We start from the raw sequence: 24,898 nt of genomic DNA, 5'->3' as shown, positions 1-24,898 counted from the left end.
ATTATACGAACAAATCAGGAACAAACGGGGTGGAGAGGCAATGGCATTGCCGGGCAGGAAACCAGTCATCGCGCATGTCGCCTCGATATCGGTCGAGTGCGCCGATTGCGGCCGCAACAGATGGTGGAAACCGGATGAACTCCGGCGTTTCGGGGTGACGGGCAGCACGCCGCTGGCGGAGCTTTCGGGCCGCATCGTCTGCTCGGCCTGCCGCGCCGACGGGCTGCCGGGGACGGCGGTGTCGATCCAGGCCGCCTTCATCGACGAGCGTCAGCGCGTGCGCAGCGAGGCACAGATGCTGAGCGAGCGTGAGGTGCTGGTGGAGGGGGCGAGGCGGGCTTGACAGGGGGTGGCGGTGGTTTTTCCTTCTCCCGCAAGGGGAGAAGGAAAAAAGTCCGCTAATATCCCAGCAATTCCTTCAGCGGTATAACCCGCCAGACATGCTTGATCGCGTAGCGGTTGAAGGTCAGCGTCTTCGGCGGATTGTACTGCTCGACCACCAGCTCGCTCGCTGTGCGCTTGACCAGTTTCTTGACGAAGGCCTTGCCGTTCTTCTCGTTTTCTTCCGGAAACGTCTCGATCACCACATGGTCGCCGGGCACGGCGTCGCGGCCGCCGCAATAGATGAGGTCGCCGGGTTCGTAACGCGGCACCATGGAGTCTGAGAGTACATGCAGCGCGAACACCTTGGGCAGGTTGCGCACGCCCGGCGGGCGCTGGACATAGCCGGCGGGCTCGCCGTTGAAGGTGAAGTCGCCGTCGTCGCCGCCGACCGCCGCACCCAGCACCTCGATATCCATTGAGCCGGCGGGCATCGGGCCGGCATCGGTGACGATCTCGGCGTCGGCCACCGGTCCGGCATCGTCGAGGAAGACGACCTCGCCTTTGCCCAGCGCCACCGGGTCGACGCGCAGGAAGGCGGCGGTCTTCAGAAGGTTCTCGGTCTTGGGCAGGTTGCGGCCGGTTTCCCAATTGCCGACAGCGGCGACATCGGTGTCGTTGTGCTCGGCAATGTGGCGCATGACCAGGCCGCGCTGCTTGCGCGCCTGGCGTATCGCCGCCCCGACCTTGATCGACAGTTCCGTTTTGGCCATGGCGCCCATGTGAGCGATGAAAGCGGCTCTCGTCTATGAAAGAATGGCTTGCATATATTTTTGAGTTATGCTTATATCTGGTCATGCAGAACCTGTCCAGCTTTCATGGCGCGATAGCGCCGGCCTCGCGTGAGGCGAACAAGGCGACTGAAGTCGCCGCCCATTCCCTTCCGTCCTGGCCGTCCTCCCCGGCCGGGGCTAAGCCCGAGCGCTTTGACGCCTCGGGTCCGGCCCGCCCGTCCCTGGCGGCCGGAACGGCCGGAGCCGCCGCTCCCCTCGGCTCCGGCCCCCAATTCGACCGGCCCGTTTTGTCCGCCGGTCCCTACGTGCGCTCCTGCATCCGCACGCAGGACGGCACTGTCATCCTATTCGAGCCGATGACGGGCAGGGCGGTTTCCGCTCCCGACAGCAAGACGGCGGAGGCGCGGCTGGCGCGCCTGACTGCCGGACACGCGATCCGCTCCGGCTGATCCGGCCAAGAGCCGGCTTTAACACCGAACACCCTGACCGTGGCCCGGACCGGCCCGAACCCTGACGCCTTGCCGACGTCGCGCTCTCCAGTGCTGCCGAAGGCGCACCCCTGGATGGAGCCTGGACATGGCAAGCTACAGCGACGCGGAACTGCAAGAGATCGCCCGCTGGCTGAAGGAGGGGCTTTCGGCCTCGAGGATCGCGGCGGCGTTCAGCGCACTGCGCGGCAGCCAGGTGTCACGTAACGCCATCATCGGCATCGTCCACCGCAACGCCATGCTGGGCGCGATCGGCTTTGCCAATGGCCAGGGGATGCCGCCGGTCGCGAGACAAGCCGCCGGCGAAAGGACAATGCGCAAGCCGGCGGCCGCAGAGCGTGCAAATGGCAAGGCCAGCGGCAAGGCAGTGGCGCAAGAGCGCGCCGGCGTCCATGCGGCAGAGGGCGCGCGCAAGAACAAGGCCCGGCCCAGGCGCGATTCCTCGCCGGCCTGGCTGCCGCCACGCCTGTTCGTGCGCGAGGTGGGCGTGCTGATCGCCGATGGCGAGGCGTACCGTCTAGAGCCGCCCGCGCCCCAGCGTGGACCGATCGGCCGCCAGCCGCATGGCGTGGCGATGCGCTTCATCGACTGCCTGTTCGACCGCTGCCGCGCGCCGCTCGATCTGACCCTGGAAGAAGATCCGGAGAACGACGCGCCGGGCGGCCGGCCCGGCGCCGACATGCTGTGCTGCGGCATGCGAACCAAGGGGCAGAAAAGCTACTGCGGTTATCACCACGCGCGGTTCCAGCGGCGGGTTTGAACGTGAGAGCTTGCCTTCTCCCCGTCTCTATACGGGAGAAGGTGCCGGCAGGCGGATGAGGGGCAGCGCTGACATGGCAGGATTAAAAGCAGATATGAACGTCAAGCATCCAGTTCAGGCGCTACTCGTTCAGACGCCGGCGCCGCCCCTCATTGCCCTGCCGGGCATTTCTCCCCTTATAGTGACGGGGAGAAAGACGCTTGGCCTATTTCGGTATCTGCCGGCCCTGTTTGGGCATGCGGCTTTGCACGGTTCGTGCCTCCAGCCGCATCGGCGGGCCACCCTCGGCAACCAGGATGCCCGCGACGCGGGCAAAGCCGGTGAACACCTTTATCGCGTCGGATTCGGAGATCTGCGCGGCGATCGCGGCACTGCAGGCATTGAGCGCGCTGCGGTAGACGTGACCGCGCCGCTCGATCGGCCAGCGCTGCAGGAAATCGGCGGCATCGCTGACGCTGTCGATCTCCTCGACATGCCCTTCCAGGTTGACTTTGAGCGGCACTCCGGTTTTCAGCGTACCCACGGCGTTCACCTTCGATCTCAGCGAGACTATAAAGCCCGCGCTTATAAACGCGCAAGGCCGCCACGCGGTTGCATCGCCGCGGCGTCACGGGCCGGCGGCGGCGTCGAGCCAGTCATGCGCGCGGCTTCTCGGCTTCACCACCAATATGCCCTGTTGCCTGGCGGTCTTGCTGAAGGCCTCGAAGGCCGTTCGCGGGCAGCAACTGCCCTCGACCGCCAACCTGACCAGCCTTGCGGCTTCGATATAGGCGGGTGCGGTCTTGTCGGGCCATTGGTGCCGCAATGCCGTTTCGGCGTCGGCTACCGAGCCGACCAGCATGGTCTTGTTGTCGCAAAAGCGCAGCGTAATCGGCATGAACGCCGTCATCGGCAAACCTCCCCTTGGCACGGACGCGTCATAACGTGCGGGCCGGCGGCTGGTTCCATTAGCTTGCGTGCAGGCACCACATGAGCGAGCGGCCCTTCATGCAGCTCTATGTCTCCGATTTCGTCGGCGACACCTTGCCGCTCTCCACCGAGCAGATCGGCGCTTACATGCTGATCCTGATGGCGATGTGGAACGCCGGCGGCCGGCTGCCCGACGACGACGCCAAGCTGGCGCGGGTGGCGCGCCTTTCCCTGAAAAGATGGCGCGCCATCAGCGTCGATCTGCTGAGCTTCTTCGAGCGCGAGGCGGGCGAGATCGGCCACAAGAGGCTGACCAGGGAATTGCACAAGGCGCAGGTCAAAAGCGAGGCGAGGGCCGCCGCCGGCGCACGCGGTGGAACCGCCACCGCCTTGAAAACAAAGGCTCATGGGGCGGCAAATGCCGGAGTTTTGCCACGGCATTCTCCAGACTCCAGAAACCAGAGTGAAAAAGCTTCCGCTTTTTCCCCTGAAAATGCGCAGCATTTTTCGACTCATGGAGATCAAGAGGTGGCAGGGGGCTCCTCTGAAAATGCGCAGCATTTGTCCCCTGCTGCGGGCAGAAACAGACCAACTCCCGGTTTTTCGAGGAAGAAACCCGGCTGGCAGCGGCCGAAAACCCACACCGACGCCGCCAACGCCATCATCGAGGAGATCCGCAGCCATGACCGCAGCCGAACTGCAGCAGGCGACGAAAGCGCTGGCCGCGATGTTCTCATGCTTCCCGCAATCCGCCCTGACTGACGTCGAGATGCAGATGCGTGGCTATCTCGGCGCGGTGCGCGACGCCGAGCTTGCCGATCTGCAGGCCGCCATCCAGCGCTTCGTGCGCGGCGAGGTGAAAAGCGGCAACGCCCAGTTCTGCCCATCGAGCGCGCAGCTCTGCATCGAGCTGCGGGAGCGACGGGTGATGCGCGAGCTGATGGCGCGGCGGGCGGCCTCACAAATCTTAGGTTCCTCGCCCCCGCAAGGCGGGGGAGAGGTGGCCCGGCGAAGCCGGGACGGAGAGGGGGGCGACCTCCGCCAAGCCAAAGCCGGTTGAGGATGGAGCACGAAATCCCGTTGTACGTCGGGCCGTTTCCCTTCGACCGTCGGCGCTACCCCCGCTCCGTCTCGGGCTTCGCCCGATCCACCTCTCCCCCGCTTCGCGGGGGCGAGGAACCCAAGTTCTGCAAGGCCAGCTCACCATCCAACCACCCAACCCAAGGAGCCACCCATGCCCAAAAAAGCCAAAGCCGGCAAGCCGCAGGCCCCCAAACTGCCGAAGGGCGAGGCAGAGCAGGTGCGCATCCGCCGCGAGCTCGGCCATGATTTCGCGCTCAGCGACGACGCCTTCGGCCGCAAGCGGCTGGCCACCGGCACGGCCGAAGCGCGGCGCGTCTATGAAGTGTCGAATGACGGCTACACCTCCACCGGTGGCATCGTGCGGGTGCGCAATGTCGACCCGCTCCTGGGCATCACCTCGCTGTCGCGCCAGCAGCGCGAGGCCGGCCAGCGCTACCGCGAGGATTTCCAGTGCAGCCAGCAGGCGAGCGTGAAGCCGATGCGCTGGAGCGAGCGCGTCGACGGCGGCCGCCATGGCGGCGGCATCGCCGACAGCGTGCTCGACTCCGGCCGGGCGCATGCCGCCGCCACCAGGGCGCTGGGGCACTGGGAGGTCGCGGTGGTGGTACGACAAGTCTGCTGCGTGGGCGGCTCGATCAAGAGCCTGGCGGAACAGACGGGCGAGGGCAGGGATGTGGTGACGAAGCTGTTGAAGGTCGGGCTGGACCTGCTGGCGGTGCACTATGGGATGATGATGTGGCGGTGAGGGCCGGCGCGAACCAATCCGGCCGGCGATGCCGGCCGGATCAGTTCACGGGATCAGATTATCCGCAGACGCGGACTTCCTCGACGATCCTGTGATGATGGCGCCAGTGATTGATCACTTCGATGTGGCAATGGTGGTGCCGGTGGAAATAACGGGGCCTGTAGCCGTCATCATAGGGGTCGTAGGGGCTATAGACATAACGCCCGCCGCCATAGTCCCCATAGCCATCGTAATAGTCATTGCCGTAAGAATTGTCGTAGCCGCCGATACCGATAAAGACGTGACTGCGGGCGGCGGCCGGGGCGATCATCGCCGCCGCCGAAGCAATGGCGATAACCGAGACAAGCAGGAGCTTCTTCATGGCTACCTCCTTTTCAGGTTGATCTAATATAACTCCCGGGAGGCGGGCGCGTTCCATGGATTTTACGATCCACCGACCAGACCAGAGCGCGGAAAGGTGACGCTTGGGCGCTATGTGGCGGAACCGGTTGAGGCCGGGTGAGGGGCTCTTCCCTTCTCCCCTTGCGGGAGAAGGTGGATCGGCGCGTAGCGCCGAGACGGATGAGGGGTGTTCCAGCGGAGTGAGGCGTCGGCATTCCCTGGAACACCCCTCATCCGACCTCGCTTCGCGAGGCCACCTTCTCCCACAAGGGGAGAAGGAAGAAGCGCTTTGTCTCCCTAAAACAGCGCCTTCTCCAACGGCCCTTCCAGCGTCTCCGCAAAGGCCGTCGCCAGATGGTGCCTGTCACGAAACGCCAGTTTGCCACCGATGAACACGTGACACTGTGTCGGGCCGCAGAAGCGGTCGGTGAGGTCGACATAGCGCGTGTCGGGCACGCTTTTCACCACGGCGCGCTCTTGCGCCGCAGTGCTGTCGTTCGCGGCCTCAGCCCTCGGCGTGTCGCAGCGCGAGGGGGCTTCGCGCCACCACAAAGCGCGGGCCACGCAGGAATCGGCGAAACTGTCGCCGATCGGCGTGTCGCGGATGACGGCGGTCTCGACGCCGGCCTGGCTGAAGGCCTGCAGTGTGGAGCGCAGGCCGGCCTGCCAGCGCGCGGTCTCGGCCTTGCGGCCGGCGGCGGGCATGTCGCGCGTCAGATTGCCGATCGAGAATTCCGAGATCACCACCAGGCGCGGCTTGCGGCGGATGATGTCCGTGATCGCCTGTTCGCGCCAGGCGTCGCATTCGGTGTAGTCGCGCTTCAGCACCGTGTTGAAGGTCGAAAGCCGTGACGCGCGGCACGAGGATTTGAGATAGGTGACCACCTTGGTGTCGTTGCGCTTGGCCGCTTCGACCAGCGGCGTCGACCAATGGTCGGCGTGCGAATCGCCGAACAGCACGATGGTGTGGGCGGCGTCGGCCGGGCCGAAGGTGCAGGGTTTCGGCTTCACCGTGTGGAAGTCGAGCAGGCAGTTCTTGTCGACGGCGCGCGCGATGGAGGGCTGTTCGGCGGCCTGTTCGATGCCGCGCTGGGCGGGGTCGATGTTGCGTGTCGCCAGATGCGCGTTGGCATAGGCCGCCGCCACGCCCATGCCGGTCAGCGCCAGGGCGGGGGCGAGTGCTCGAGCGCCAACGGTCAGCCAGCCGCCGCGCCGCGCCGGGTTCTCGATCAGATGATAGGTCAGGAATGCCAGCGCCAGCGCCAGCGCGCCGCAGCCGAAGCGCTGGAGGATGCTGAGATCCGGCGCCAGCATGCCGGCATAGACGATGACAGGCCAGTGCCAGAGATAGAGCGAATAGGAGAGCGTGCCGACCCACTGCAGGGGCGCTAGCGAAAGCACGGAGGCAGGCGCAAGAGCCTGCCAGCGGGCCGGGCTGGTTTCCGCCGCATCGTTCTCTTCGCCGGCGCCGCTCAGCAGCACCAGCACCGTGCCGGCGACCGGCAGCAGCGCATACCAGCCGGGGAAGGGCAGGTCCTCGCTCAAGCTGAGATAGGCGACCGCGATCAGCACCAGGCCGAGCCAGCCTTCCGCTGATCGCAGCCATGGCCGCTGTTGCCACAAGGCCGCCGGCGCCTGCGTCGCCAGGCCGCCGGCGGCGAACTCCCAGGCGCGCAGCGGCGAGAAGTAGAAGGCCCAGGCCGGCGAGAGGCTGGTCAGCCACAGGCAGGCGGCGAAGGAGGCGAGGCCGGCGACGCCGATCACCACGACAGCCATGCGTCGGCCCGGACGCAGCCAGGCGGCGCAGAGCAGCAGAGCCGGCCAGACGAGGTAGAACTGCTCCTCCACTGACAGCGACCAGAAGTGGATGAAGGGGTTGCTCAAGGCGTCGGCGGCGAAATAATCGAACGACCAGCGCAGCAGCCACAGATTGATGGCATAGGCCGAGGCGAACATGGCGCCGCGCGAATAGAGCGCCTGCTCCTGCGGCGCCAGGATGAAATAGCCGAGGCCAAGCGTCACCAGGATGACGAACAGGGCCGCCGGCAGGAGGCGCCGGGCGCGCCGCGCATAGAAGCGCCAGAGGTCGAGCCGGCCGGTCTCGGTGATCTCGCCCATAAGGTGCGTGGTTATCAGCCAGCCGGAAATGACGAAGAAGATATCGACGCCGGCAAAGCCGCCGGGCAGTGCCGAGAGCCCGAAATGATAGGCCACGACGCCACCGACCGCCAGCGCGCGCAATCCCTGTATATCAGGCCGAAACGATGCCGCCACGACAGCTCCTTCGTTACTTAAAGCCCGCCACTTGTCTCGGCGCAACCGGCCGATATCGCAATGCAACAATGTTTTCGCAGTGCAACATGGCCAGAACAAGGAAATGGTCGGAAAGGCGGCGGCTACGCCGGCTGACACTCAGCCCGGCACCCGCGCACTGCGCGAGGCGTAGAGGCCGGCCGCTGCCGCGAGGATGACCAAAGCGGCGAAGATCGCCAGCTTCTGCGGTGTCGCGCCCTGCGGGCCGAAGGCGACGGCATACATGGTGCGGCCGGGAATGAAGGTCAAAAGTCCGGTGATGATGAGCCCGAAAATATAGGTGCCCTGCATGATGCGGCGGTGGGCGGCAATGTTGCCGCCGCGCGCGGCGCGCACGCCGCGCCACAGCATCACCAGTACGAACAGCGACAGAAGGTGGATCGGGCTGAACGGTCCCCACAGGCGGATCGTCCAGATGAACAGGCCGGAGCCGGCGACCGTCGCCATCAGCGCCACCCAGACGCGGCCAAGCGCGCGGTGGAGCCGGTCGCCCTTGGTGCGCCAAAGCTGCACGGCGCCGAGCAGCAGCGCGGCAATGGCGATCAGCGCGTGGAGCTGGATGACGGGCGAGGCATGGAACAAGGGGCTGAGCGACATCGGTGTTCTCCACGATATCGCGGATTATGGCCGATGAGACGCTGAGGCAGCAAGGACGGCGATGCGACTTCTCGATCCGGCCGCCCAAAAAAACAGCCCCGCCAACGGGGCTGTTTTTTCAATGGTCTGGGAGCGTTACTTGCTGCCGCCGTTCTGTTTCACGCTGCTGCAGAATTCCGGATGGGCGTTGGTGGGATTGGCGTTCTTGGCCTCATCATCGCAGGCCGCCATCACCATCTTCTGGTCTTCCGGCGTCAGCGCTTTCCAGGCCTTGATGAACTCGTCATTGCTGCGCATCTTCTTCATGGTGGAGTCCGTGTAGAAGGGCTGCATCTTGGCCGGGTCGTCGAGAGCCGAGGTCCCGCTGCCCGATGCGGCGAGAGCCGAGCCGGCAACCATCGAAAGCGCCATGGCGCCAAAGCAGATCATCTTGGTATTCATAATGGATTCCTTCGCTGTTGCTTTGTGACCGTCTAAGCAACGATCAAGGGTGTAACGGGAGGATTTGGGTAAAAGTTCCAATTTCCCACGCAAAATGAACTCGGTTTTCTAAAAATGGCATACGAAAGATTTCAACGTTTGCGAGTTTCATTCATTCGCGCAGGGGAAAGCTCTCATCTGTTGGCGGATGGCTGCACAACGACTTGCCCCGACGTGCACCGTGGCCAGCGCCGAAGTTGGCCGGACGTCTAGGAGCCCAGCGATTTGAGAACTTCCCGGCTCTCTGATTGTTCCGCGCCGGCGGCCTCAAAAAAGGCCCCACCGGCAGCACCGGCGGGGCATTGATCGGAGGTCTGCGATCGCCCGGGAGGCGATCCCAAAAAGCCACGGGAACGACATGCGAAAAGTTTCACTGTCGCGTACGCCGGCTGTCGCCGATGGTCGGTCTCAGCCGTTTGCTGGCCGGCGAGCCTGGCCGCGTCGGGCAAGCAGGTTCGCCACCACCAAAAGCACGATCGACAGCGCCATCATCAGCGTCGCGGCGGCGGTGATGGCGGGCGAGAGTTTTTCGCGCAGGCCAATGAACATTTCTAGCGGCATGGTGCGCTGGCCGGCACTGGCCAGGAACTGCACCACCACCACCTCGTCGAAGGAAGTGACGAAGGCAAAGGCAGCGCCCGAAAGCACGCCGGGCAGGATCAGCGGCAGCATCACCCGGAAGAAGGCGGTCAGCGGTTTCGCGCCCGAGATGGCGGCGGCGCGCATCAGATTGCGGTCGAAGCCGGTGAGGCTGGCGCCCACGGTGACGACGACGAAGGGGCTGGCAAGCGCGGTATGCGCCAGGATGATGCCGGCATAGGTGCTGGCGAGCCCGATGCGGGCGTAGAACAGATACGAGCCGACGGCGGTGATCACCACGGGCACGATCAGCGGCGAGAGCAGCAGCGGCAAGACGATGCGGCGGCCGGGAAATTTCTCGTTCGACAGTGCGATGGCCGTCAGCGTGCCGAGCGTTGTGGCGATCAGCGTCGTGCCGAAGGCGACGATCAGGCTGTTGCCGATCGCCGACTGCCAGCGCTGCGTGCCCAGCACCACCTCGTACCAGCGCGTCGACAGGCCTTCGAGCGGGAAGATGAAGAAGGCGCCGCTGTTGAAGGAAAGCGGCACAGGGATGAGGATCGGCACCAGCAGGAACAGGATGACCAGCCCGCACCACAGCCAAAGCAGCGCGACGCGGATGCGTTCACCAGGAGTGGGGTAGGGCGAGAGCAGCATGGCTACACCATCTTCAGGCGGTCGAGGCCGAGGATGCGGGCGAAGATGCCGAACAGGGCCAGGGTGAAGACCAGCAGGATGAAGGAGAGCGCCGCCGCCATCTCCCAGTTCAGTTCGACATTGACGTAATTGGCGATGAAGTTGCTGATCAGCTGGTCGCTGGCGCCGCCGATCAGGGCCGGGGTGATGTAGTAGCCGAGGCACAGGATGAAGGTGAGCAGGCAACCGGCCATGACGCCGGGGAAAACCTGCGGGAGGTAGACGCGCCGGAAGGCAGTGAAGGGTCTAGCGCCGAGCGAATAGGCAGCCTTCATCTGCGAGGGCGCGATGGTGCGCATGACGGAGTAGATCGGCAGCAGCGTGAAGGGCAGCTGTATATGCGTCATGGCGATGATCAGGCCGATGCGGCTGTACATCAAATCGAGCCGCTCGGAGGCGAAGCCGAGCCACAGCAGCATGTCGTTGACCAGGCCGAATTTCTGCAAGAGCACCGTCCAGGCGGCGGTGCGCACCAGGATCGAGGTCCAGAACGGCAACAGCACCGCCACGATCAGGATCGCCGCCAGCCCTTTCGGCACGCTCGCTATGAGATAGGCGAGGGGAAAGCCGAGCAGCAAGGTGGCAAGCGTCACGGCGGCGGCGACGAAGAAGGTGCGCAGGAACACTTGCAGGAAGATCGCCTGTTCGGGCGGCACGCGCTCGATGCCGCCATCGGCGTTCCACCTGAGGTCGAGGGCGCTCAGCAGGTAAAACGAGGTGAGGGCGTGGGTGCCGTTGGCGATGGTCGGCCAGGTGCCTGGCGCCGACAAGAAGGGCACGGCTTTGACGATCTCGAGCGGCGGTTTGCCGGCGGCGCCTTCGAGCTGGCGCACGGTTTTCAGCACCTGGCTGCGGGCGCCGGGCAGGCGTGCGTTGAGCGCCTTGGCCAGCTCATAAGCGGTGCCCTTGGCTTGGTTTTCGCTGAGGTCGGCGGCGAGCGCGATGAAGGCGGCGTCCGCAGGCAGGACCTGGCCGTTCCAGTCGGCAAGGGCCTGGCTGGTGCGCGGCAGAGCGTCGGCGATGGTCGGGTCGTAGACGGCGCGCGACAGCAGCAGCACGATCGGGATGCCGAAGCTCAGGGCCAAAAGCAGGAGCAGGGGTGCTGCCAGCGCCAGCGAACGCAGCCGGTCGCCGAATTCGGCGCGCCGCATCGCCGCCGACGCGGTTTTGGGATCCGCGCCGGCGGCCGGCCGGCCGCGGGCCAGCGCGGGCCGGTCGAGTTCGCTGGGCTGCAGCGCCGACATCAGGGTCTACTGCGCCAGCCAGGCGTTGAAGCGCTTGACCAGGTCCTCGCCATAGTCGCCCCAGAACTCGGTGTCGGCGACGAGGTAGGCGCCGGCCAGATGGTCGGGCGCGTTGGGCAGTTTCGGCAAGGCATCGGCCGCGACGAACGAAGCCGCATCGGTGCGCACCGGCCCATAGGTGATGTAGCTGGCGAGCTTGGCGTTGTTTTCCGGCTTGGAGATATAGGCCAGGTATTTGTAGGCGAGCTCAGGGATCTTGGCGCCCTTCGGAATGGCGATCATGTCGTATTCGAGGATCTGGTTGTTCCAGACGATCTTGAAGGGCTTCTTGTCGGTGTCGATGGCGTTCTGGATGCGGCCGTTCCAGGCGGTGGTCATCACCACTTCCTTGGAGGCGAGCAGCTGCGCCGGCTGCGCGCCGGCATCCCACCAGACGATGTCGTTCTTGATGGTGTCGAGCTTCTTGAAGGCGCGGTCGACGCCTTCCGGTGTCGCCAGCACCTTGTAGACGTCGGCGGGTGCGACGCCGTCGGCCATCAGCGCCCATTCGAGGTTCTGCGCCGGGAATTTGCGCATGGCGCGCTTGCCCGGAAACTTCTTGGTGTCGAAGAGGTCGAGCACCGAGGTCGGCGCTTCCTTCAGCACGGTCGGGTCATAGGCGAGGATGTCGCCGTAAGCATCGAGACCGACACCGCAATCGAGCGCCGAGCCCTCGATGAATTTGTCGCGTGGGCCGATCTTTGAATAGTCGAGGCGTTCCAGAATGCCTGCGTCGCAGCCCTGCAGCACGGTCGCGGTTTCCACCGTCACCAGGTCGATCGGCACGTTGCCGGTGTCGACCATGGCTTTGACCTTGCCGAGATCGCCGAGATATTCCTGCTCGAGGATTTTTGCACCGGTCTCCTTGCTGAACGGCTCGAACCAGGCCTTGCGCTGGGCATCCTGCCAGGCGCCGCCGCTGGCCATGATCGACAATTCATCGGCAAGCGCGGCGTGGCCGATGCTGAACAGTGCGGTGGCCGCGGCGAAGGCGAGCATCCGGGTTTTTGCGGTTTTCATTTTTCTTCCCCTGTTTTTGAGATGGATCTGTTCTTGGCTTGGTTCAGGACGGCCCTGCCTTGGCGGCCGCGGCATCTGCGGGAAAGGCGCGGCAGTCCTGCGGCGCGCAGGAGACCGTGACGGCCTCGCCATTGGCCATGGTCGCCTCGGGGCCGACCTTGACGGTCAGCACCTGGTCGTTGCCGAGCCGGGCCAGAAGCCGCAGATGGTCGCCAAGATAAATGCGGCCGTCGACCGTCGCGGGCAGGGCGTTGGCACCGGCCGGCATAAGGCTCAGCCGCTCGGGGCGGATGGCGACATGGCAGGCATTGCCCTGCGCCACGCCGATAGCGAGCGCCGTGAGTTCGCCCCCGCCGGTCAGCCGCACGCGGCATTCCTTGCCCGAAACGCGGTCGACGATGCCTTCCAGCGTGTTGTTCTCGCCGATGAAGCTCGCCACGAAGGAACTTTGCGGGGCGTTGTAGAGATCGTCGGGCGAGCCGAGCTGGGCGATGGCGCCATTGTTGAAGACGGCGACGCGGTCGGACATGGTCAGCGCTTCGCTCTGGTCATGGGTGACGTAGACGATGGTGACGCCGAGCATGGTGTGAATCTGCTTGATCTCGAGCTGCATGTGCTCGCGCAATTTCTTGTCGAGCGCGCCGAGCGGCTCGTCCATCAGCACCAGGCTCGGCTCGAACACCAGCGCGCGGGCCAGCGCCACGCGCTGCTGCTGGCCGCCGGAAAGCTGCGCCGGCTTGCGGTCGCCGAACTGCTTCAGCCGCACCATGTCCAGCGCGCGGCCGACGCGGCCGGCAATGTCGGCCTTGCTCACCTGCCGCACGGAGAGCGGGAAGGCGACGTTCTCCGCCACGCTCATATGCGGGAACAGCGCGTAGTTCTGGAACACCATGCCGATGTTGCGCTGGTAGGGCGGCAGCCGGTCGACCGGCCTGCCTTCCAGCGTGATGGTGCCGCTGGTCGGCCGTTCGAAGCCGGCCAGCATGTTGAGCGTCGTCGTCTTGCCCGAGCCGGATGGGCCGAGCAGGGTGAGGAATTCGCCGCGCGCCACGCCGAGGTTCAGCCTGGTCACCGCGAAGGCGCGGCCGTCATAGGATTTTTCGACATCGACGAAATCGACGAAGGCCGGGCCGGCGGCAGAAGCCGAGGCTGGCGATGATGCGGCCAGGGCGCTCATCGGGCGCGATCCCGAAACGTACCGGCTGAAGCATTATGCGCCTTGTGATGCATGGTTCCATCCCATTGGAAGCCCGCTTCTCGGCGGGTCGTCCAAACTTGTATGCTCACACAATCATTCTGAATCTGAGCATAGATGCATACAACTTTGGGCGTCAAGCCAGTTTTTCGGCAATTGTGTGATATTTTTGCTTGGAGTTCTCCGGTTTTGAGTCACACAAGCGCTATTGTCCGGCGGATTGTCTTATGCTAGAGCGCTTACATCAGCTCCAGCCGAATCCTGTCCGCATGCTCAGTGATCTCCGCCTTACCGAGGATGAAAGTCCGGTCTATCGCCGTCTCGCCGACGCGATCGCCGAGCGTATTGCCGCCGGCACGCTGGCGGTCGGCGACCGGCTGCCGCCGCAGCGCGACATTGCGCGGGCGCTCGGCATCAACGTCACCACGGTGACGCGGGCGCTGGCGACGCTGCAGCAGCGCGGCCTGCTGGAGGCGCGGCCGGGGCGAGGCACCACGGTGGCGGCCAGGCAGGCCGGCGAACGGCCCGGTTTCGTCTCGGCGCCCAGCGACGAGAGCGGCATCATCGACCTCTCGGTCAACCGGCCCGCCACCTCGGCCTATCTCGACGCGCTGGCGGCTCTCTTGCCGCGCCTGCCCAAGGATCCGCACTATGCCTCGCTGCAGGATTACCATCCGCCGGAAGGGCCGCTGTGGGCACGCGCGGCGATCGCCGATTGGCTCAAAGCGGTTGCCGGTGACGGCGACCCCGGCCGCGTTGTGCTGGCGGCCGGCGCCCAGCACGGGCTCGATTGCCTGCTTGGCGCGGTAACCAGGCAGGGCGAGGTGGTGCTGGCCGACGAGGTGACCTATCAGGGCATCAACGCGCTCTGCCGGGTGCACGGGCTGGATCTGCGGGGCGTCGCCATGGATCGCGGCGGCATGCGGCCTGATGCTTTCGACGCCGCTTGCGCGCAGCTGCGCCCCCGCGCGGTGTTCCTGGTGCCGACGCTGCACAACCCGACGACGATTACGCTCAGCGAAGCGCGCCGCCACGAGCTTGCCGCCGTGGCGCGCCGTCACAATGTGCTGATCATCGAGGATGACGTCTACCGTCCCTTGGCCGACGAGGCCTTGCCTTCCTTCGCCATCCTGGAGCCGGAACTGACGGTGCATATCGGCGCGCTGTCGAAATGCCTGGCGCCCGGCTTGCGGCTCGGCTTCGTCATCGCGCCGCGCGCCATTGCCGGGCAGGTCGCGGCGGCGCTGCGCATCAATTGCTGGAGCATCAGCCCGCTGACGGCGCTGATCGGCGCGCGCATGATCGAGGACGGGGCAGCAGCGCGGATCATCGAGGTGCAGAAACAGGAACTGCGCCAGCGCCAGGCGATCCTCAGCGAAATCCTCGGCCGCTACGATGTCCAGAGCCAGCCGAGCGCCACACATGCCTGGCTGCGCCTGCCCGAGCCCTGGCGCGGCGCCGGCTTTGCTCGCACGTGCCTGGAGCGCGGCGTGGCGCTGCTGCCGGGCGATGCCTTCGCCGTCGGCCGCGAGCCGGTCCAGCACGGCGTGCGCATCAATGTCGGTGCGGCGCGTTCGCAGGACGATCTGCGCACGGCGCTGACCATCATGGCCGAGCTGCTGTCGGCCGGGCATCTGCAATTGCCGGGTTTTGTCTGATGTCTGCCGCCCAAAAGGGCGGCGTGGTTTTGCGACAAGGACAGGCGTGGGGGAACAACAAGTGACAGCTTCGAAGAGTGTCGAGATCGCCGTCATCGGGGCCGGCGTGGTCGGGCTGGCGACGGCGCTGCGGCTGGCCGGCGACGGCCGCGAAGTCGTGCTCATCGATCCCAACGAGCCGGGCTCGGGCGCCTCGTTTGGCAATGCTGGGACGCTCGCCGAATATGCCTGCATGCCGGTCGGCAATCCCGCGGTGCTGCGCGCGCTGCCGAAACTGCTTCTTGACGCCGACAGTCCGTTCTCGCTGCGCTGGAGCGCGCTCATGCATCTGGCGCCGTGGCTGCTGCGGTTTGTCAGGCAGTCGCTGCCGGCCGCCACCCATGCCAATGCCGTGGCGATGGCCGGGCTGCTGGCCGATTCCCTGCCGGCCTGGGAGGAGATGGCTGTCGAGGCCGATGCCGCCGATCTGCTGCGCCGCAATGGCTGTCTCTATCTCTATCGTCGCCCGGGCGATCTTGCCGGCGGCGCGTCGAGCCGGGCGTTGCGCGCCGAATTCGGCGTCGACCAGGCGGTGCTCAGCCCGGAGGAAGTGGCCGCGCTGGAACCGAACCTGCCGGCGGTGCAGGGTGGCGGGCTGTTTTTTCCGCAGTCGATGAACCTCACCGATCCCCAGACCATGATGGCGCGGCTGCTGAAGGCGGCGACAGGCCGGGGCGTCGCCTTGCTGCGGGGCGAGGTGACAGAACTGCAGGCCGATGCCGGCGGTGTCGACCTCAGCGGTCCCGGCCTGCGGCTGCGCGCCCACAAGGTGGTGATCGCCGCCGGTGCCTTTTCGCGGCCACTGGCGGCGCAGGCCGGCGACCGCATCCCGCTCGAAACCGAGCGCGGCTATCACCTCGAATTCGCGACGCCGGCGCCGGTGCTGACGCGGCCGGTGTGTCCGGTCGATCTCGGCTTCTACATGACGCCGATGGCCGGCCGGCTGCGCGTTGCCGGCACCGTCGAACTCGGCCGGCTGGCCTCGCCACCCAATCCGCGCCGGCTGTCGCTGCTCGGTCGCGGTGTGCGGCAGTTTTTCCCCGCGCTCGGCCAGCCGTCTTCAAAATGGCTGGGCTTCCGGCCTTCTTTGCCGGATTCCAGGCCGGTCATCGGCCCGTCGCCAGGCAATGCGAACGTGATCTACGCCTTCGGCCATGGCCATCTTGGGCTGACGCTCTCGGCCGTCACCGCGCGGCTGGTTGGCGACCTCATAGCCGGCCGGCGACCCAACAGCGAAAGGCTTGCGCCTTTCGCCGCCAGCCGGTTCTAACCGCCGCTGGCTGCCGGCGCCGTCTCGATCTCCTGGAGATAAAACACCTTGCTGGGCTGCAGATGGTCGACGCAGAGCTGCGCCAGCACCCAATTGTCCCGGCGCTTCAGCGCCTGGATCATCATCGCGTGGTGCTGGCGCGAGACGTCGAGCTTTTCCCTGTCGGCCAGCGAATTGGCCCGCACCGGCAGGCTGAGGCGCATATAGTGTTCGATCGAGGCGACAAGATAGGCATTGCCGCAGGCCGAGAACATGGTCAGGTGGAAGCGGTCATTGGCCTCGTGGATGCCCCTGAGGTAGCCTGCATCGACATGGCCGCTGTAGATGCGGTGGATCTCCTCCAGTTGCGCGATAAGCGCCTCGCTGACCGGCAGGGGGATCATCAGCGCCGCCTGGCGCTGCAGCATTTCTCGCACTTCGTAGATCTGCCGCACTTCTTCCGGCGAGAGCTGGCGCACCATGGCGCCCTTGTTGCGCTCGCGAGTGACGATGCCGAGTTTTTCCAGCTGGTACAGCGCCTGGCGGATGATGTGGCGCGAGACCGGGAAGCGGGCCAAAAGCGCATCCTCGACCAGGCGCGTGCCGGGCGCCAGCCGGCCGAAGATGATGTCTTCCTCCAGCGCATGCACGGTGTCGGCTTCCTTGCCGCCATAGTCGAAGCTGTTGAGCATCGCGTATCCCTGCTGCTTCCGGCTTCCTGTCCACCGGGAATGCCAGTCTAAAGCGGTTCATCGTTTCACGGAAATGCCTAACCACTGCATTTCCCTGCTGGGCGCAATTCCCGGGGAAAGTGCCGCGCGCATTTCCCCGGGAAAACCGTTTCACACTTTTGCTGGAATTGCCTGGCCTTCGCGCACAAGGCTGACGACGATCTGGTCGAGGAGCGGGTCGTCGAGGCTGACGGGCCGGCACATCCCCAGCACCTGCCTGAGGCTGATCCTGCCGACTTCCTGGCGCATGATGACCGACACGCAGGCCGGTCCGGAACCGGTCAGGACGAATGCCTTGCCGACCAGAACCGGGTCCGAGAAGGGTGCCCATTGTACGGTTATGACAGACGGCTCCCTGGTCTGGCGGCGGTTGATGCCGGCGAAATAGATCCAGTTCAGGCGGGAGATGGCCACGCCATAATGCCAGCCGGGCACGCGCGCTCCACCCTGTCGATGGCCCTCGGCCCAGCGGGTGACGCGCCGGAAGGTCACCAGTTCGGGCTCGCGCCGCACAAAGGTGACCGACCGCACCAGCAGGTCGGGACGGTCGGGAATCGTGAAGTAGGTGAAGTAGGTGCCGCCGGCGATGGCGGGAGCCGGGCCGCGCATCATGTTCTCGTAAAGCGTCTGGTGGATCGGCAGCAAGGTCGGGTGTGCGGGCGCGGCGGCTTCCGGCGCGCGGTACAGTTCATCCTCGTCGATATGGAAATAGTCGCAGATGATTCTGGCTGTCGCCCGATTGGGCACGCTCTTGCCTTGCAGATAGCGCTCGAACTGGGTGCGGTTCATGTTCAGCCCGCGGCACACGGCGGCCACCGACGCATGGCTGCTGACCAGCCGTCGCAGATTCGCGGCAAGATTCTTGCGAATTGGCACGAAACCGCCCCTCGACAGTCGTCCGAACCATTATTCAAGTAATCGCTTATATTGCGCCAATCTCGCACAACATCGCGGCGCTGCGAATGGGACCTTCGACCAATATGGCGCGGCGCGGGATTATCCTTGTTCAAGCCAGGAACCAATGCGTGCGGCCAGCCGTTGGGTCGCACGGAAGGGACATCCGAAAAATGACTGACGAGCAAGAGAAGCCACCGGCCGCGACGGACGACGTTGTTCGCCGTTTGGTCAACAAAACCGGGATCACCGAAGCGCAGGCCCGCGAGCTTGTCGCCTTTCTTGGGCGGAACAATTGGACATCGCTGTTGCGCGAAGCGCGGATATTGAACCCGAAGCCCTAGAGCCGTTTGAAAGCGGCAAGCCCGAGGTGCCCACCCTGGCCTTCGGCGAAGGCCAGGGTGCTTGGCGGAATCGACCAGGATATTCTGGACTGGATTGTGCGCAAGTAGACTTTGCCGGCCTTGGGAGTGCCCGCGCCGCGTCAGTCGACGTCGATGATTTTTCGTGGGCCTTTGCAGGCCCACGCATCAGGCTCCTGATTTCTTCTTCTGTCGGCAACATAGCCGCAGGGGAGGGCATCGGTATGATCGTTCCTTGCGGTTACGCACTTTCGGGGCGCACGGTCTCCACCTGAAGCGCTCCAGCCGGAAGTGGACGCAACAGTTCGGCTTCCGGTTTTGTCAGGTTGATCCAGGCCGCCCAATCAGCGGGCTGAAGAACGACAACCTGGCGATTGTGGTAGGGCGCGATATCCGGCCCGGGGTCCGTCGTCAGCATGGTGAAAGTGGGGGGCTTGTTGCCGACGGCTTCACGCCAAAGCCCCGCAATGGCCAGGAACGGGGAGCCGTTGAGCGTAAAGCGATGTTTCGCCTTCGGATATTTCGCGCCGGTGAATTCGAAGAAGCCGGACGCCGGGACGAGACAACGTTTGCTGTTTGCGAATTGCCGGCCTTCGGAGCGGAAGTTGAACACTGGCCCGCCTTTGGGACCGGCCGGCGGAAATCCGAATGTCATCGACGCCAATTCGATAGCGTCGCTGCCGGCGGTGGCGCGCATTATGGGCGCCGGGTCGTTGATGCGAATGTCATCGGCTTGAGGCAGGTCAAGTTCGCTCTGGTGGCTGGGTATTCGAAGCGCCAGGGACTCCATCATCCGGCAATACTCGGCCCATGCCACATGCTGTTCGTAGTCATTGCACATATCCGGCACTCGCTCTCAATGCGCTGGATTCTCGTATAACGGATTCCTCCGCCGCCGATGAAGTGCTTAGCCGGCCTCGGTTTCAGCGCGGCGAACCAGTGTCCGTGCCGCCTCTTCCTCGAGCTTGCCAAGCTTTGCCTTGATCTCCTTCGGGTCGGCATGTTCGAGACCGACCACGTCGTTCCTGGCGTCGTTGAGCGCGACGATGATCTCGTCGAGCTTGGCGTGGATGGCGGCGGTGTCGCGGTAGCCCTGGATCAGGACGACGCCGGTGATGATGATAGCCGCCACGGACAAGGCATAGGTGACGGCGTTTGTCAGGCCGAAGGGCACCAGGGCAGTGCACACCACCATGGCGACGATGATGACGTAGAAACCCGGCGGGCGAGACAGGAAGTCAGCGCTGGCGAAGAGGAATTTGTTCATGCTTCCCACCGACCCTCCAGATGTTCACCAGGGCCAAAGCAGTTCCAGGAAAATTGTGAACGGCTCGCAGTACGGGATTGCACCACACAGGCACGGGCATGCGTTTCAGGAGAACGACCGCATCCAGGCCACACCGCAATCCTCACTCCCCCGAGGGCTTCGTCTTGCGGGCGTCTTGTTCGCCATTCAGAAGACCAAAATCCGCTGAACGCGTGCCGCTGTTGGCATGCAGGAAGCCATCGGCGGCGAGGCCACGGCGCAGCAACTCACGCACGGCGGCCGCTCGGCTTGGCATGCGCTTGTCGAAACGCCATGTGTCGAGGGCCGCGAATTCTTCCTCGTTCAGCATGACCTGCAGGCGTTCAGGACGCTCGAGATTATCAGCCATCGTGGAGATCCTTCTTCCGGCGATGCAGGCGGTGAGCCGAATGAGTAAGTGACTTATGTGCCTCACAATCTGCCAATGGCCTGTTTGGTTCCGAGGTAGCCAAATACATTTGTTGCATCAGTCCCTCAAAGTGCTCCGGTTACATCACTGGCTCAACATACTAACTAATTGATTTTATTAATACTTTTTTCACAATTGGCTTGCTTTAACGAATCGTGGGGCGCATGGTGAAAGTGAGGGAAAACCCAGTCCGCTGGACAGGAGTTTGCCATGCACAACTACCCGATCGAACTGCGCGACGACCTGAATTGCACGCTGATCAAGACCATCTACGATTTTGGAATCGTCAACGTTCCAGTCCTTGCCGCTCGACTGGCCGGCCGCCATTGCGACCTGTCGCTTGCCGACGCCGAACGGCTGGTGCTGGGCTTCGCCCAGCTCTATTCGGCGCCGATCGAGTTCGACCGCTCTGCCCGCGATTGGCGGTCGAGGGAGCCTGTCGGCGCGGACAATAATGGCCTGCTGCTAGATATCGTCGAAAACGGATTCGGCCGCGCCGCCTGACGCTTGGCCGGCGGGTTTCGGCTGGTTTGGTTGTGCGGGCTGATGCAGGATCCCCGCAACGGTCGGCCAGATTCCATCCGTATCCGTCAGCCTAATATCCGGTGATGCCCCCACTGCCGACGCGGGCGGCAATCTCGCCGCCGACTTCACAATCGCTGGACCTGGCTGCGGCGTGTGCGCAGCCAGGTCCAGTTCCGAGTTCAACCCAGCTTCACCTTCGGCTCACGCGCCCAGAAGCGCAGGTCGCCGAGACTGGCAATGAAGCCCGCGACATCCTTGGCGGAAGCCAGCGCAATGACCGCCTCGTCCTCGACAATGCCGGCCTTGTCCAGCAGCGGGGTCGCCGCCTCGACGAAGCCGATGAACTTACAGTGCGCGAAGGCGTCGGCGACGAAATCGCGGGCGGTCGATTCCTTCAGCAGTTCGGCCATTGCAGGCTTTGCCGGCAGCAGCGCAATGGCGTCGTAGAGGACAGACGGCGCGCCGGCGATCATCTGTTGCGCGTCGATCCAACTCCCGTCGCTGGCCTTGGCGCCGCCGACCTTCGGCGCGATGATCTCGAACTTGGCGCCGGCCTTGGTCATCCCCTGCTTCAGCGCATTGAGCAGAGCTGCGTCGGTGCCGTCGGTCACCAGCATGCCGAGCTTGCGGCCCTCGAAGCGGCCGGGTCCGTTCTTGAGGATGCTGAGCTTGTCCGACGCGGCAAGGTCGGTGCGCGTCGGCACCGCCGCATCGGCGGGCTTCGGCATCGCCTTCAGGCCGAGCGCATCCGCCACCTTGCGAGCCAACGCATCATCGATATTGAGAAGGTGGGACACGATGCGCTCGCGGATGACCGGGGTCTGCACCTTGCTCAGTTCGAAGGTCAGCGCCGAGGCGATGTGGCCTTGTTCAACGGGGTGCTGGCTGATGTAGAATTGGCGTGCCTGGCTGTAGTGATCGGCAAAGCTTTCGGAGCGCAAACGGGCCTTCGGTCCAGCTTCGGCTTCGGCAAAGGAACGGAAGCCCTTTTGCGGGGATTCGCGCGGGCCTTCATCCCATGAATTGGGCTGGTAGTTGGCCCGGCCGACCGGGTTGCGCATCGCCATATGTCCGTCCTGCTGGAAAGTGTGGAAGGGGCATTTCGGCGCGTTGATCGGGATGTGGGTGAAGTTGGTGCTACCCAGCCGTTTGATCTGCGTATCGAGATAGGAAAAATTGCGGCCCTGCAGCAGCGGGTCGTTGGAGAAGTCGACGCCGGGCGGCACGTTCTGCGTCATGAACGCCACCTGCTCGGTCTCGGCGAAGAAATTGTCGGGCATGCGATCGAGCACCAGGCGGCCGACCGCGATCGGCGGCAGCACCTCCTCGGGAATGATTTTGGTCGGATCGAGGATGTCGAAGTCGAAACTGTCGGCGAAGGCCTGGTCGAAAAGCTGCAACTGCAGTTCCCATTCCGGGAAATTCCCGGCGTGGATCGCGTCCCAGAGGTCGCGGCGATGGAAGTCGGGGTCCGCGCCGTTGATCTTGACCGCCTCGTTCCAGGCGACCGACTGGAGGCCGAGCTTCGGCTTCCAGAGGAATTTGACGAAGGTCGATTCATCCTTGGCGTTGAGCAGCCGGAACGTGTGGACGCCGAACCCTTCCATGAAGCGCAACGAGCGCGGGATGGCCCGGTCCGACATTGCCCACATGATCATGTGCATGCTTTCCGGCGTGAGCGAGATGAAATCCCAGAAATTGTCGTGCGCGGTCTGTGCCTGTGGGAAATCGCTGTTGGGCTCGGCCTTCGCGGCATGGATCAGGTCGGGAAACTTGATCGCATCCTGGATGAAGAATACCGGCATGTTGTTGCCGACAATGTCCCAATTGCCTTCCTGCGTGTAGAGTTTTACGGCGAAGCCGCGCACGTCGCGGGCAAGATCGGCGGAGCCCTTGTTGCCGGCAACGGTGGAGAAGCGCACGAAGGCCGGTGTCTTTTCGCCGGCGCGCTGGAAGATGTCGGCGCGGGTGTATTTAGCCAGCGATTCGTACGTCTCGAAATAGCCGTGGGCGCCATAGCCGCGCGCATGGACGACGCGTTCGGGAATGCGCTCGTGATCGAAATGGAAGATCTTTTCGCGGAAGTGGAAATCCTCAAGCACGGTTGGCCCACGGGCACCGATCCTCAGCGAGTTCTGGTCGTCGGAGACAGGGCCGCCCTGTGCGGTCGTCAGCACCTCTGCCGAACCGGAAGCGGTCTGGTGCAGTTCGCCGCCTTCGCCGCGCTGCAGTTTCTGATCGTGGATGGTCGCGGCCGTCCCGGCCGCTTTGGATGCTTGCTTCGCCATGACTGAAAATCCCTGGGGTCAACGCGCGGGCTGCGCTGGTTCCTCAATCTCTGGAATGGCAATGCGTTCCCGGCTGATTTCAAATCCGCAAAGAAGAAAGCCGCCGGTTCGAACGGCGGCCTCCAATTGTCTCTAGAAAGCGAAGAACCCTCAGAGGTTCTTGTTGATTGCGGCCGCGGTCTTGTTGGTCGCGTCCTTGACGGCCGACTTGGCGTCGCCGACGGCTTTCTGGACCTTGCCCTTGGCCTCCTGTGCGGCGCCTTCGGCGCGCAGGCGGTCATTGCCGACGGCCTTGCCGACGCCTTCCTTGGCCTTGCCTACGGCCTGATTGGCGAGACCAGAGGCCTTGTCACTTGTGCTTCCCATGGAATGTTCCTTTTTGCGAATTGTCTGCCTGACCGGCGGGGACCAACGTCGCGTTGTCAGGAAGGTTCCTCATGCCATGAAGAGCGCGGCAAAACGAAAAGGCCCGCCACCGACGCGAATCGTGACGGGCCTTCTGGAGTCGGTCGGGCGTCCCACCGCCCGGCCTTTTACAGAACCTGTCAGCGGGGTGATCGTTCCATCACGACGTGAAGCCCGCCGGCTTCCGGGCTTTCGCAAGATCTCGCAGGACGATGGAAATGCGGTGCCTCGCCCGTCAGTTCCGATCCACCGGCTTCGATCGCATGCGCGAGACCGTCTCGCGCTCGGCGCGCTTGGAGCGCAGCGGCGGCAGGCCGCGGTCGATCAGGTCCATGTCCTCCAGCACCATGTCGCCCATGCGCTTGAAAGCGATGTCGAGCGCGCCGGCGCGGTGGGCCGAGCGCAGGAAGCCGGGCAGGGTGCGAACCGGATGATCCAGTGCCGGCGGCTCTTCCGGGAAGACATCACTGGCGGCGACGATGTGGCCGCTCTTCACCGCCGCCATCAGTGCGGGGAAATCGACGACGCCGGCGCGGCTGAGCAGGATGAAGGCGGCGCCCCTCCGCATGCTGGCGAAGGCCTCCGCACCGAGAAAACCCTGGTTCTCGGAGGTCACCGAGGCGACGACGAAGACGAAGTCGCTCGAGGTCAGCACCTCGTCCAGCGAGGCGGGCTCGACGCCATTGTCGATCAGGATCGATGGCGGCAGCCAGGGATCGAAGACTTTGGTGTTGACGCGGAAACCCGTCAGCAGCCGGTTCAGCGCGCGGCCGAGATCGCCGAAGCCGATGATGCCGACATCGGCGCCCGACAGCAGCCGCGCCGTCTGGTTGCCGTCGCCGCCCCACAGCTCTTCGCCCTTGCGGAAGGCGAGGTCGGCATCGACGATGTCGCGGGCAAGGTTCAGCGCCATGGCAAGGCCAAGCTCGGCCACCGGCTCGGCGAACACCAGACCGGTGGTGACGATATGGATGCCGCGCGCGAACAGCGTCTCGTAAGGCATGTTGTTGAGGAGGTTGGACTCGACATTGAAGACGCAGCGCAGCGCCGTCATCCGACCCAGCGTCTCCGACGAGATCGGCGGCTGGCCGACAATATAGCGGGCCTGCGCCAGCACATTGGCCGGCAGTTCGGTGACACCGTCGGCCGTGGTCTCGACGATGCGGTATTTCGCCCGGAAGCGCGCCAGCTGCGGCGGCGTGAAGATCAGTTCCAGCGAGCGCGGTTCCGGCGCGCTGATCACCAGCGGCAAATCGTTGTTTGGCACGATGATTCCTCCCGACGCGGTCGACGCCGCGCATTTTTGCTTTGCCCATGTCGTTGCCCCCAAAACCGTTTACATCTTTGGGCGACATGTGGCTCCGTAGCTAAAATACCGCCGATGAAAC

At 64.6% G+C, this 24,898-nt stretch carries 28 protein-coding genes; 9 read left to right on the top strand and 19 right to left on the bottom strand.

Annotation, left to right across the window (positions count from 1 at the left end):
- The first annotated feature begins 40 nt into the window (after nucleotides 1-40).
- Complete coding sequence (locus AB4Z43_RS16350; protein ID WP_019859569.1) at nucleotides 41-343, top strand: hypothetical protein; 303 nt, start codon at nucleotides 41-43, stop codon at nucleotides 341-343.
- Nucleotides 344-398: 55 nt separating this feature from the next.
- Here the strand turns inward: AB4Z43_RS16350 and AB4Z43_RS16345 are convergent, their stop codons facing one another.
- The gene (locus AB4Z43_RS16345) at nucleotides 399-1,103 is read right to left on the bottom strand and encodes an XRE family transcriptional regulator (protein WP_019859568.1); all 705 of its coding nucleotides are present in this window, start codon (nucleotides 1,101-1,103) and stop codon (nucleotides 399-401) included.
- Nucleotides 1,104-1,177: 74 nt separating this feature from the next.
- Between AB4Z43_RS16345 and AB4Z43_RS16340 the strand changes: the two genes are divergently transcribed.
- The gene (locus tag AB4Z43_RS16340; RefSeq protein WP_236952336.1) at nucleotides 1,178-1,564 is read left to right on the top strand and encodes a hypothetical protein; all 387 of its coding nucleotides are present in this window, start codon (nucleotides 1,178-1,180) and stop codon (nucleotides 1,562-1,564) included.
- Between the two features lie 127 nt (nucleotides 1,565-1,691).
- Nucleotides 1,692-2,363 (top strand): GcrA family cell cycle regulator, encoded by a 672-nt coding sequence (locus AB4Z43_RS16335; RefSeq protein WP_441938399.1) that lies wholly within the window; start codon nucleotides 1,692-1,694, stop codon nucleotides 2,361-2,363.
- Between the two features lie 205 nt (nucleotides 2,364-2,568).
- On the opposite strand, the gene AB4Z43_RS16330 is transcribed toward AB4Z43_RS16335, so the two are convergent.
- Entirely contained in the window at nucleotides 2,569-2,886 is a 318-nt protein-coding gene (locus AB4Z43_RS16330) for a DUF982 domain-containing protein (protein WP_032921203.1), read from the bottom strand.
- Between the two features lie 84 nt (nucleotides 2,887-2,970).
- Nucleotides 2,971-3,252: a DUF982 domain-containing protein gene (locus tag AB4Z43_RS16325; RefSeq protein WP_019859563.1), complete on the bottom strand. Its 282-nt coding sequence runs from the start codon at nucleotides 3,250-3,252 to the stop codon at nucleotides 2,971-2,973.
- A gap of 80 nt (nucleotides 3,253-3,332) precedes the next feature.
- On the opposite strand from AB4Z43_RS16325, the gene AB4Z43_RS16320 reads away from it, so the two are divergent.
- The 3 genes from AB4Z43_RS16320 to AB4Z43_RS16310 all read left to right on the top strand — a co-directional run bounded on the left by AB4Z43_RS16320 (nucleotide 3,333) and on the right by AB4Z43_RS16310 (nucleotide 5,100).
- Entirely contained in the window at nucleotides 3,333-4,034 is a 702-nt protein-coding gene (locus AB4Z43_RS16320) for a YdaU family protein (protein ID WP_441938396.1), read from the top strand.
- Entirely contained in the window at nucleotides 3,955-4,332 is a 378-nt protein-coding gene (locus AB4Z43_RS16315) for a hypothetical protein (protein WP_147377521.1), read from the top strand. Before AB4Z43_RS16320 ends, AB4Z43_RS16315 begins: the two co-directional genes overlap by 80 nt.
- 174 nt (nucleotides 4,333-4,506) lie before the next feature.
- On the top strand, nucleotides 4,507-5,100 hold the full coding sequence (locus AB4Z43_RS16310) for a DUF6456 domain-containing protein (protein WP_441938394.1): 594 nt from the start codon (nucleotides 4,507-4,509) through the stop codon (nucleotides 5,098-5,100).
- A gap of 58 nt (nucleotides 5,101-5,158) precedes the next feature.
- Here the strand turns inward: AB4Z43_RS16310 and AB4Z43_RS16305 are convergent, their stop codons facing one another.
- From AB4Z43_RS16305 to AB4Z43_RS16270, 8 genes are all read right to left on the bottom strand, one after another.
- The gene (locus AB4Z43_RS16305) at nucleotides 5,159-5,461 is read right to left on the bottom strand and encodes a hypothetical protein (RefSeq protein ID WP_038648275.1); all 303 of its coding nucleotides are present in this window, start codon (nucleotides 5,459-5,461) and stop codon (nucleotides 5,159-5,161) included.
- Nucleotides 5,462-5,778: 317 nt separating this feature from the next.
- A complete protein-coding gene (locus AB4Z43_RS16300) occupies nucleotides 5,779-7,755 on the bottom strand; it encodes an acyltransferase family protein (RefSeq protein WP_441938392.1) in 1,977 nt (658 codons plus the stop codon).
- Nucleotides 7,756-7,893: 138 nt separating this feature from the next.
- The gene (locus tag AB4Z43_RS16295) at nucleotides 7,894-8,391 is read right to left on the bottom strand and encodes a DUF2306 domain-containing protein (protein ID WP_064985825.1); all 498 of its coding nucleotides are present in this window, start codon (nucleotides 8,389-8,391) and stop codon (nucleotides 7,894-7,896) included.
- Nucleotides 8,392-8,526: 135 nt separating this feature from the next.
- A complete protein-coding gene (locus tag AB4Z43_RS16290) occupies nucleotides 8,527-8,832 on the bottom strand; it encodes a hypothetical protein (RefSeq protein ID WP_019859554.1) in 306 nt (101 codons plus the stop codon).
- Nucleotides 8,833-9,279: 447 nt separating this feature from the next.
- Nucleotides 9,280-10,107 (bottom strand): ABC transporter permease, encoded by an 828-nt coding sequence (locus tag AB4Z43_RS16285; protein ID WP_441938389.1) that lies wholly within the window; start codon nucleotides 10,105-10,107, stop codon nucleotides 9,280-9,282.
- Nucleotides 10,108-10,109: 2 nt separating this feature from the next.
- The gene (locus AB4Z43_RS16280) at nucleotides 10,110-11,390 is read right to left on the bottom strand and encodes an ABC transporter permease (RefSeq protein ID WP_441938387.1); all 1,281 of its coding nucleotides are present in this window, start codon (nucleotides 11,388-11,390) and stop codon (nucleotides 10,110-10,112) included.
- Between the two features lie 6 nt (nucleotides 11,391-11,396).
- On the bottom strand, nucleotides 11,397-12,449 hold the full coding sequence (locus AB4Z43_RS16275) for an ABC transporter substrate-binding protein (RefSeq protein WP_441938385.1): 1,053 nt from the start codon (nucleotides 12,447-12,449) through the stop codon (nucleotides 11,397-11,399).
- A 43-nt stretch (nucleotides 12,450-12,492) separates the two neighbouring features.
- Nucleotides 12,493-13,626, bottom strand: a complete 1,134-nt coding sequence (locus AB4Z43_RS16270) for an ABC transporter ATP-binding protein (protein WP_441938383.1) — start codon at nucleotides 13,624-13,626, stop codon at nucleotides 12,493-12,495.
- Between the two features lie 287 nt (nucleotides 13,627-13,913).
- On the opposite strand from AB4Z43_RS16270, the gene AB4Z43_RS16265 reads away from it, so the two are divergent.
- A complete protein-coding gene (locus AB4Z43_RS16265; protein WP_019859549.1) occupies nucleotides 13,914-15,302 on the top strand; it encodes an aminotransferase-like domain-containing protein in 1,389 nt (462 codons plus the stop codon).
- 61 nt (nucleotides 15,303-15,363) lie between these two features.
- On the top strand, nucleotides 15,364-16,611 hold the full coding sequence (locus AB4Z43_RS16260) for an NAD(P)/FAD-dependent oxidoreductase (RefSeq protein WP_019859548.1): 1,248 nt from the start codon (nucleotides 15,364-15,366) through the stop codon (nucleotides 16,609-16,611).
- Here AB4Z43_RS16260 and AB4Z43_RS16255 read toward each other — a convergent pair.
- From AB4Z43_RS16255 to AB4Z43_RS16235, 5 genes are all read right to left on the bottom strand, one after another.
- A complete protein-coding gene (locus AB4Z43_RS16255; protein WP_019859547.1) occupies nucleotides 16,608-17,282 on the bottom strand; it encodes a GntR family transcriptional regulator in 675 nt (224 codons plus the stop codon). The genes AB4Z43_RS16260 and AB4Z43_RS16255 overlap by 4 nt on opposite strands.
- Before the next feature lie 150 nt (nucleotides 17,283-17,432).
- Entirely contained in the window at nucleotides 17,433-18,197 is a 765-nt protein-coding gene (locus AB4Z43_RS16250) for a helix-turn-helix domain-containing protein (RefSeq protein WP_038648259.1), read from the bottom strand.
- 621 nt (nucleotides 18,198-18,818) lie between these two features.
- A complete protein-coding gene (locus tag AB4Z43_RS16245; protein ID WP_064985800.1) occupies nucleotides 18,819-19,418 on the bottom strand; it encodes an SOS response-associated peptidase in 600 nt (199 codons plus the stop codon).
- A 66-nt stretch (nucleotides 19,419-19,484) separates the two neighbouring features.
- Nucleotides 19,485-19,844, bottom strand: coding sequence for a low affinity iron permease family protein (locus tag AB4Z43_RS16240; protein ID WP_019859542.1), 360 nt, complete (start codon nucleotides 19,842-19,844; stop codon nucleotides 19,485-19,487).
- Between the two features lie 142 nt (nucleotides 19,845-19,986).
- Nucleotides 19,987-20,232 (bottom strand): hypothetical protein, encoded by a 246-nt coding sequence (locus AB4Z43_RS16235; protein ID WP_019859541.1) that lies wholly within the window; start codon nucleotides 20,230-20,232, stop codon nucleotides 19,987-19,989.
- 270 nt (nucleotides 20,233-20,502) lie between these two features.
- Between AB4Z43_RS16235 and AB4Z43_RS16230 the strand changes: the two genes are divergently transcribed.
- Nucleotides 20,503-20,796, top strand: a complete 294-nt coding sequence (locus AB4Z43_RS16230; protein ID WP_441938379.1) for a hypothetical protein — start codon at nucleotides 20,503-20,505, stop codon at nucleotides 20,794-20,796.
- 200 nt (nucleotides 20,797-20,996) lie between these two features.
- On the opposite strand, the gene AB4Z43_RS16225 is transcribed toward AB4Z43_RS16230, so the two are convergent.
- The 3 genes from AB4Z43_RS16225 to AB4Z43_RS16215 all read right to left on the bottom strand — a co-directional run bounded on the left by AB4Z43_RS16225 (nucleotide 20,997) and on the right by AB4Z43_RS16215 (nucleotide 24,777).
- Nucleotides 20,997-23,105, bottom strand: coding sequence for a catalase (locus AB4Z43_RS16225; protein ID WP_202362111.1), 2,109 nt, complete (start codon nucleotides 23,103-23,105; stop codon nucleotides 20,997-20,999).
- 150 nt (nucleotides 23,106-23,255) lie between these two features.
- A complete protein-coding gene (locus AB4Z43_RS16220; RefSeq protein ID WP_019859538.1) occupies nucleotides 23,256-23,471 on the bottom strand; it encodes a CsbD family protein in 216 nt (71 codons plus the stop codon).
- Between the two features lie 274 nt (nucleotides 23,472-23,745).
- Complete coding sequence (locus AB4Z43_RS16215) at nucleotides 23,746-24,777, bottom strand: hydroxyacid dehydrogenase (RefSeq protein WP_202362112.1); 1,032 nt, start codon at nucleotides 24,775-24,777, stop codon at nucleotides 23,746-23,748.
- Nucleotides 24,778-24,898: the final 121 nt, after the last annotated feature.

Source organism: Mesorhizobium sp. 2RAF45 (genome assembly GCF_052115225.1).
GTDB lineage: Bacteria > Pseudomonadota > Alphaproteobacteria > Rhizobiales > Rhizobiaceae > Mesorhizobium > Mesorhizobium jarvisii.
Note: the sequence above shows the minus strand (reverse complement) of the source record. Positions and strands in the feature narration are given on the sequence as shown.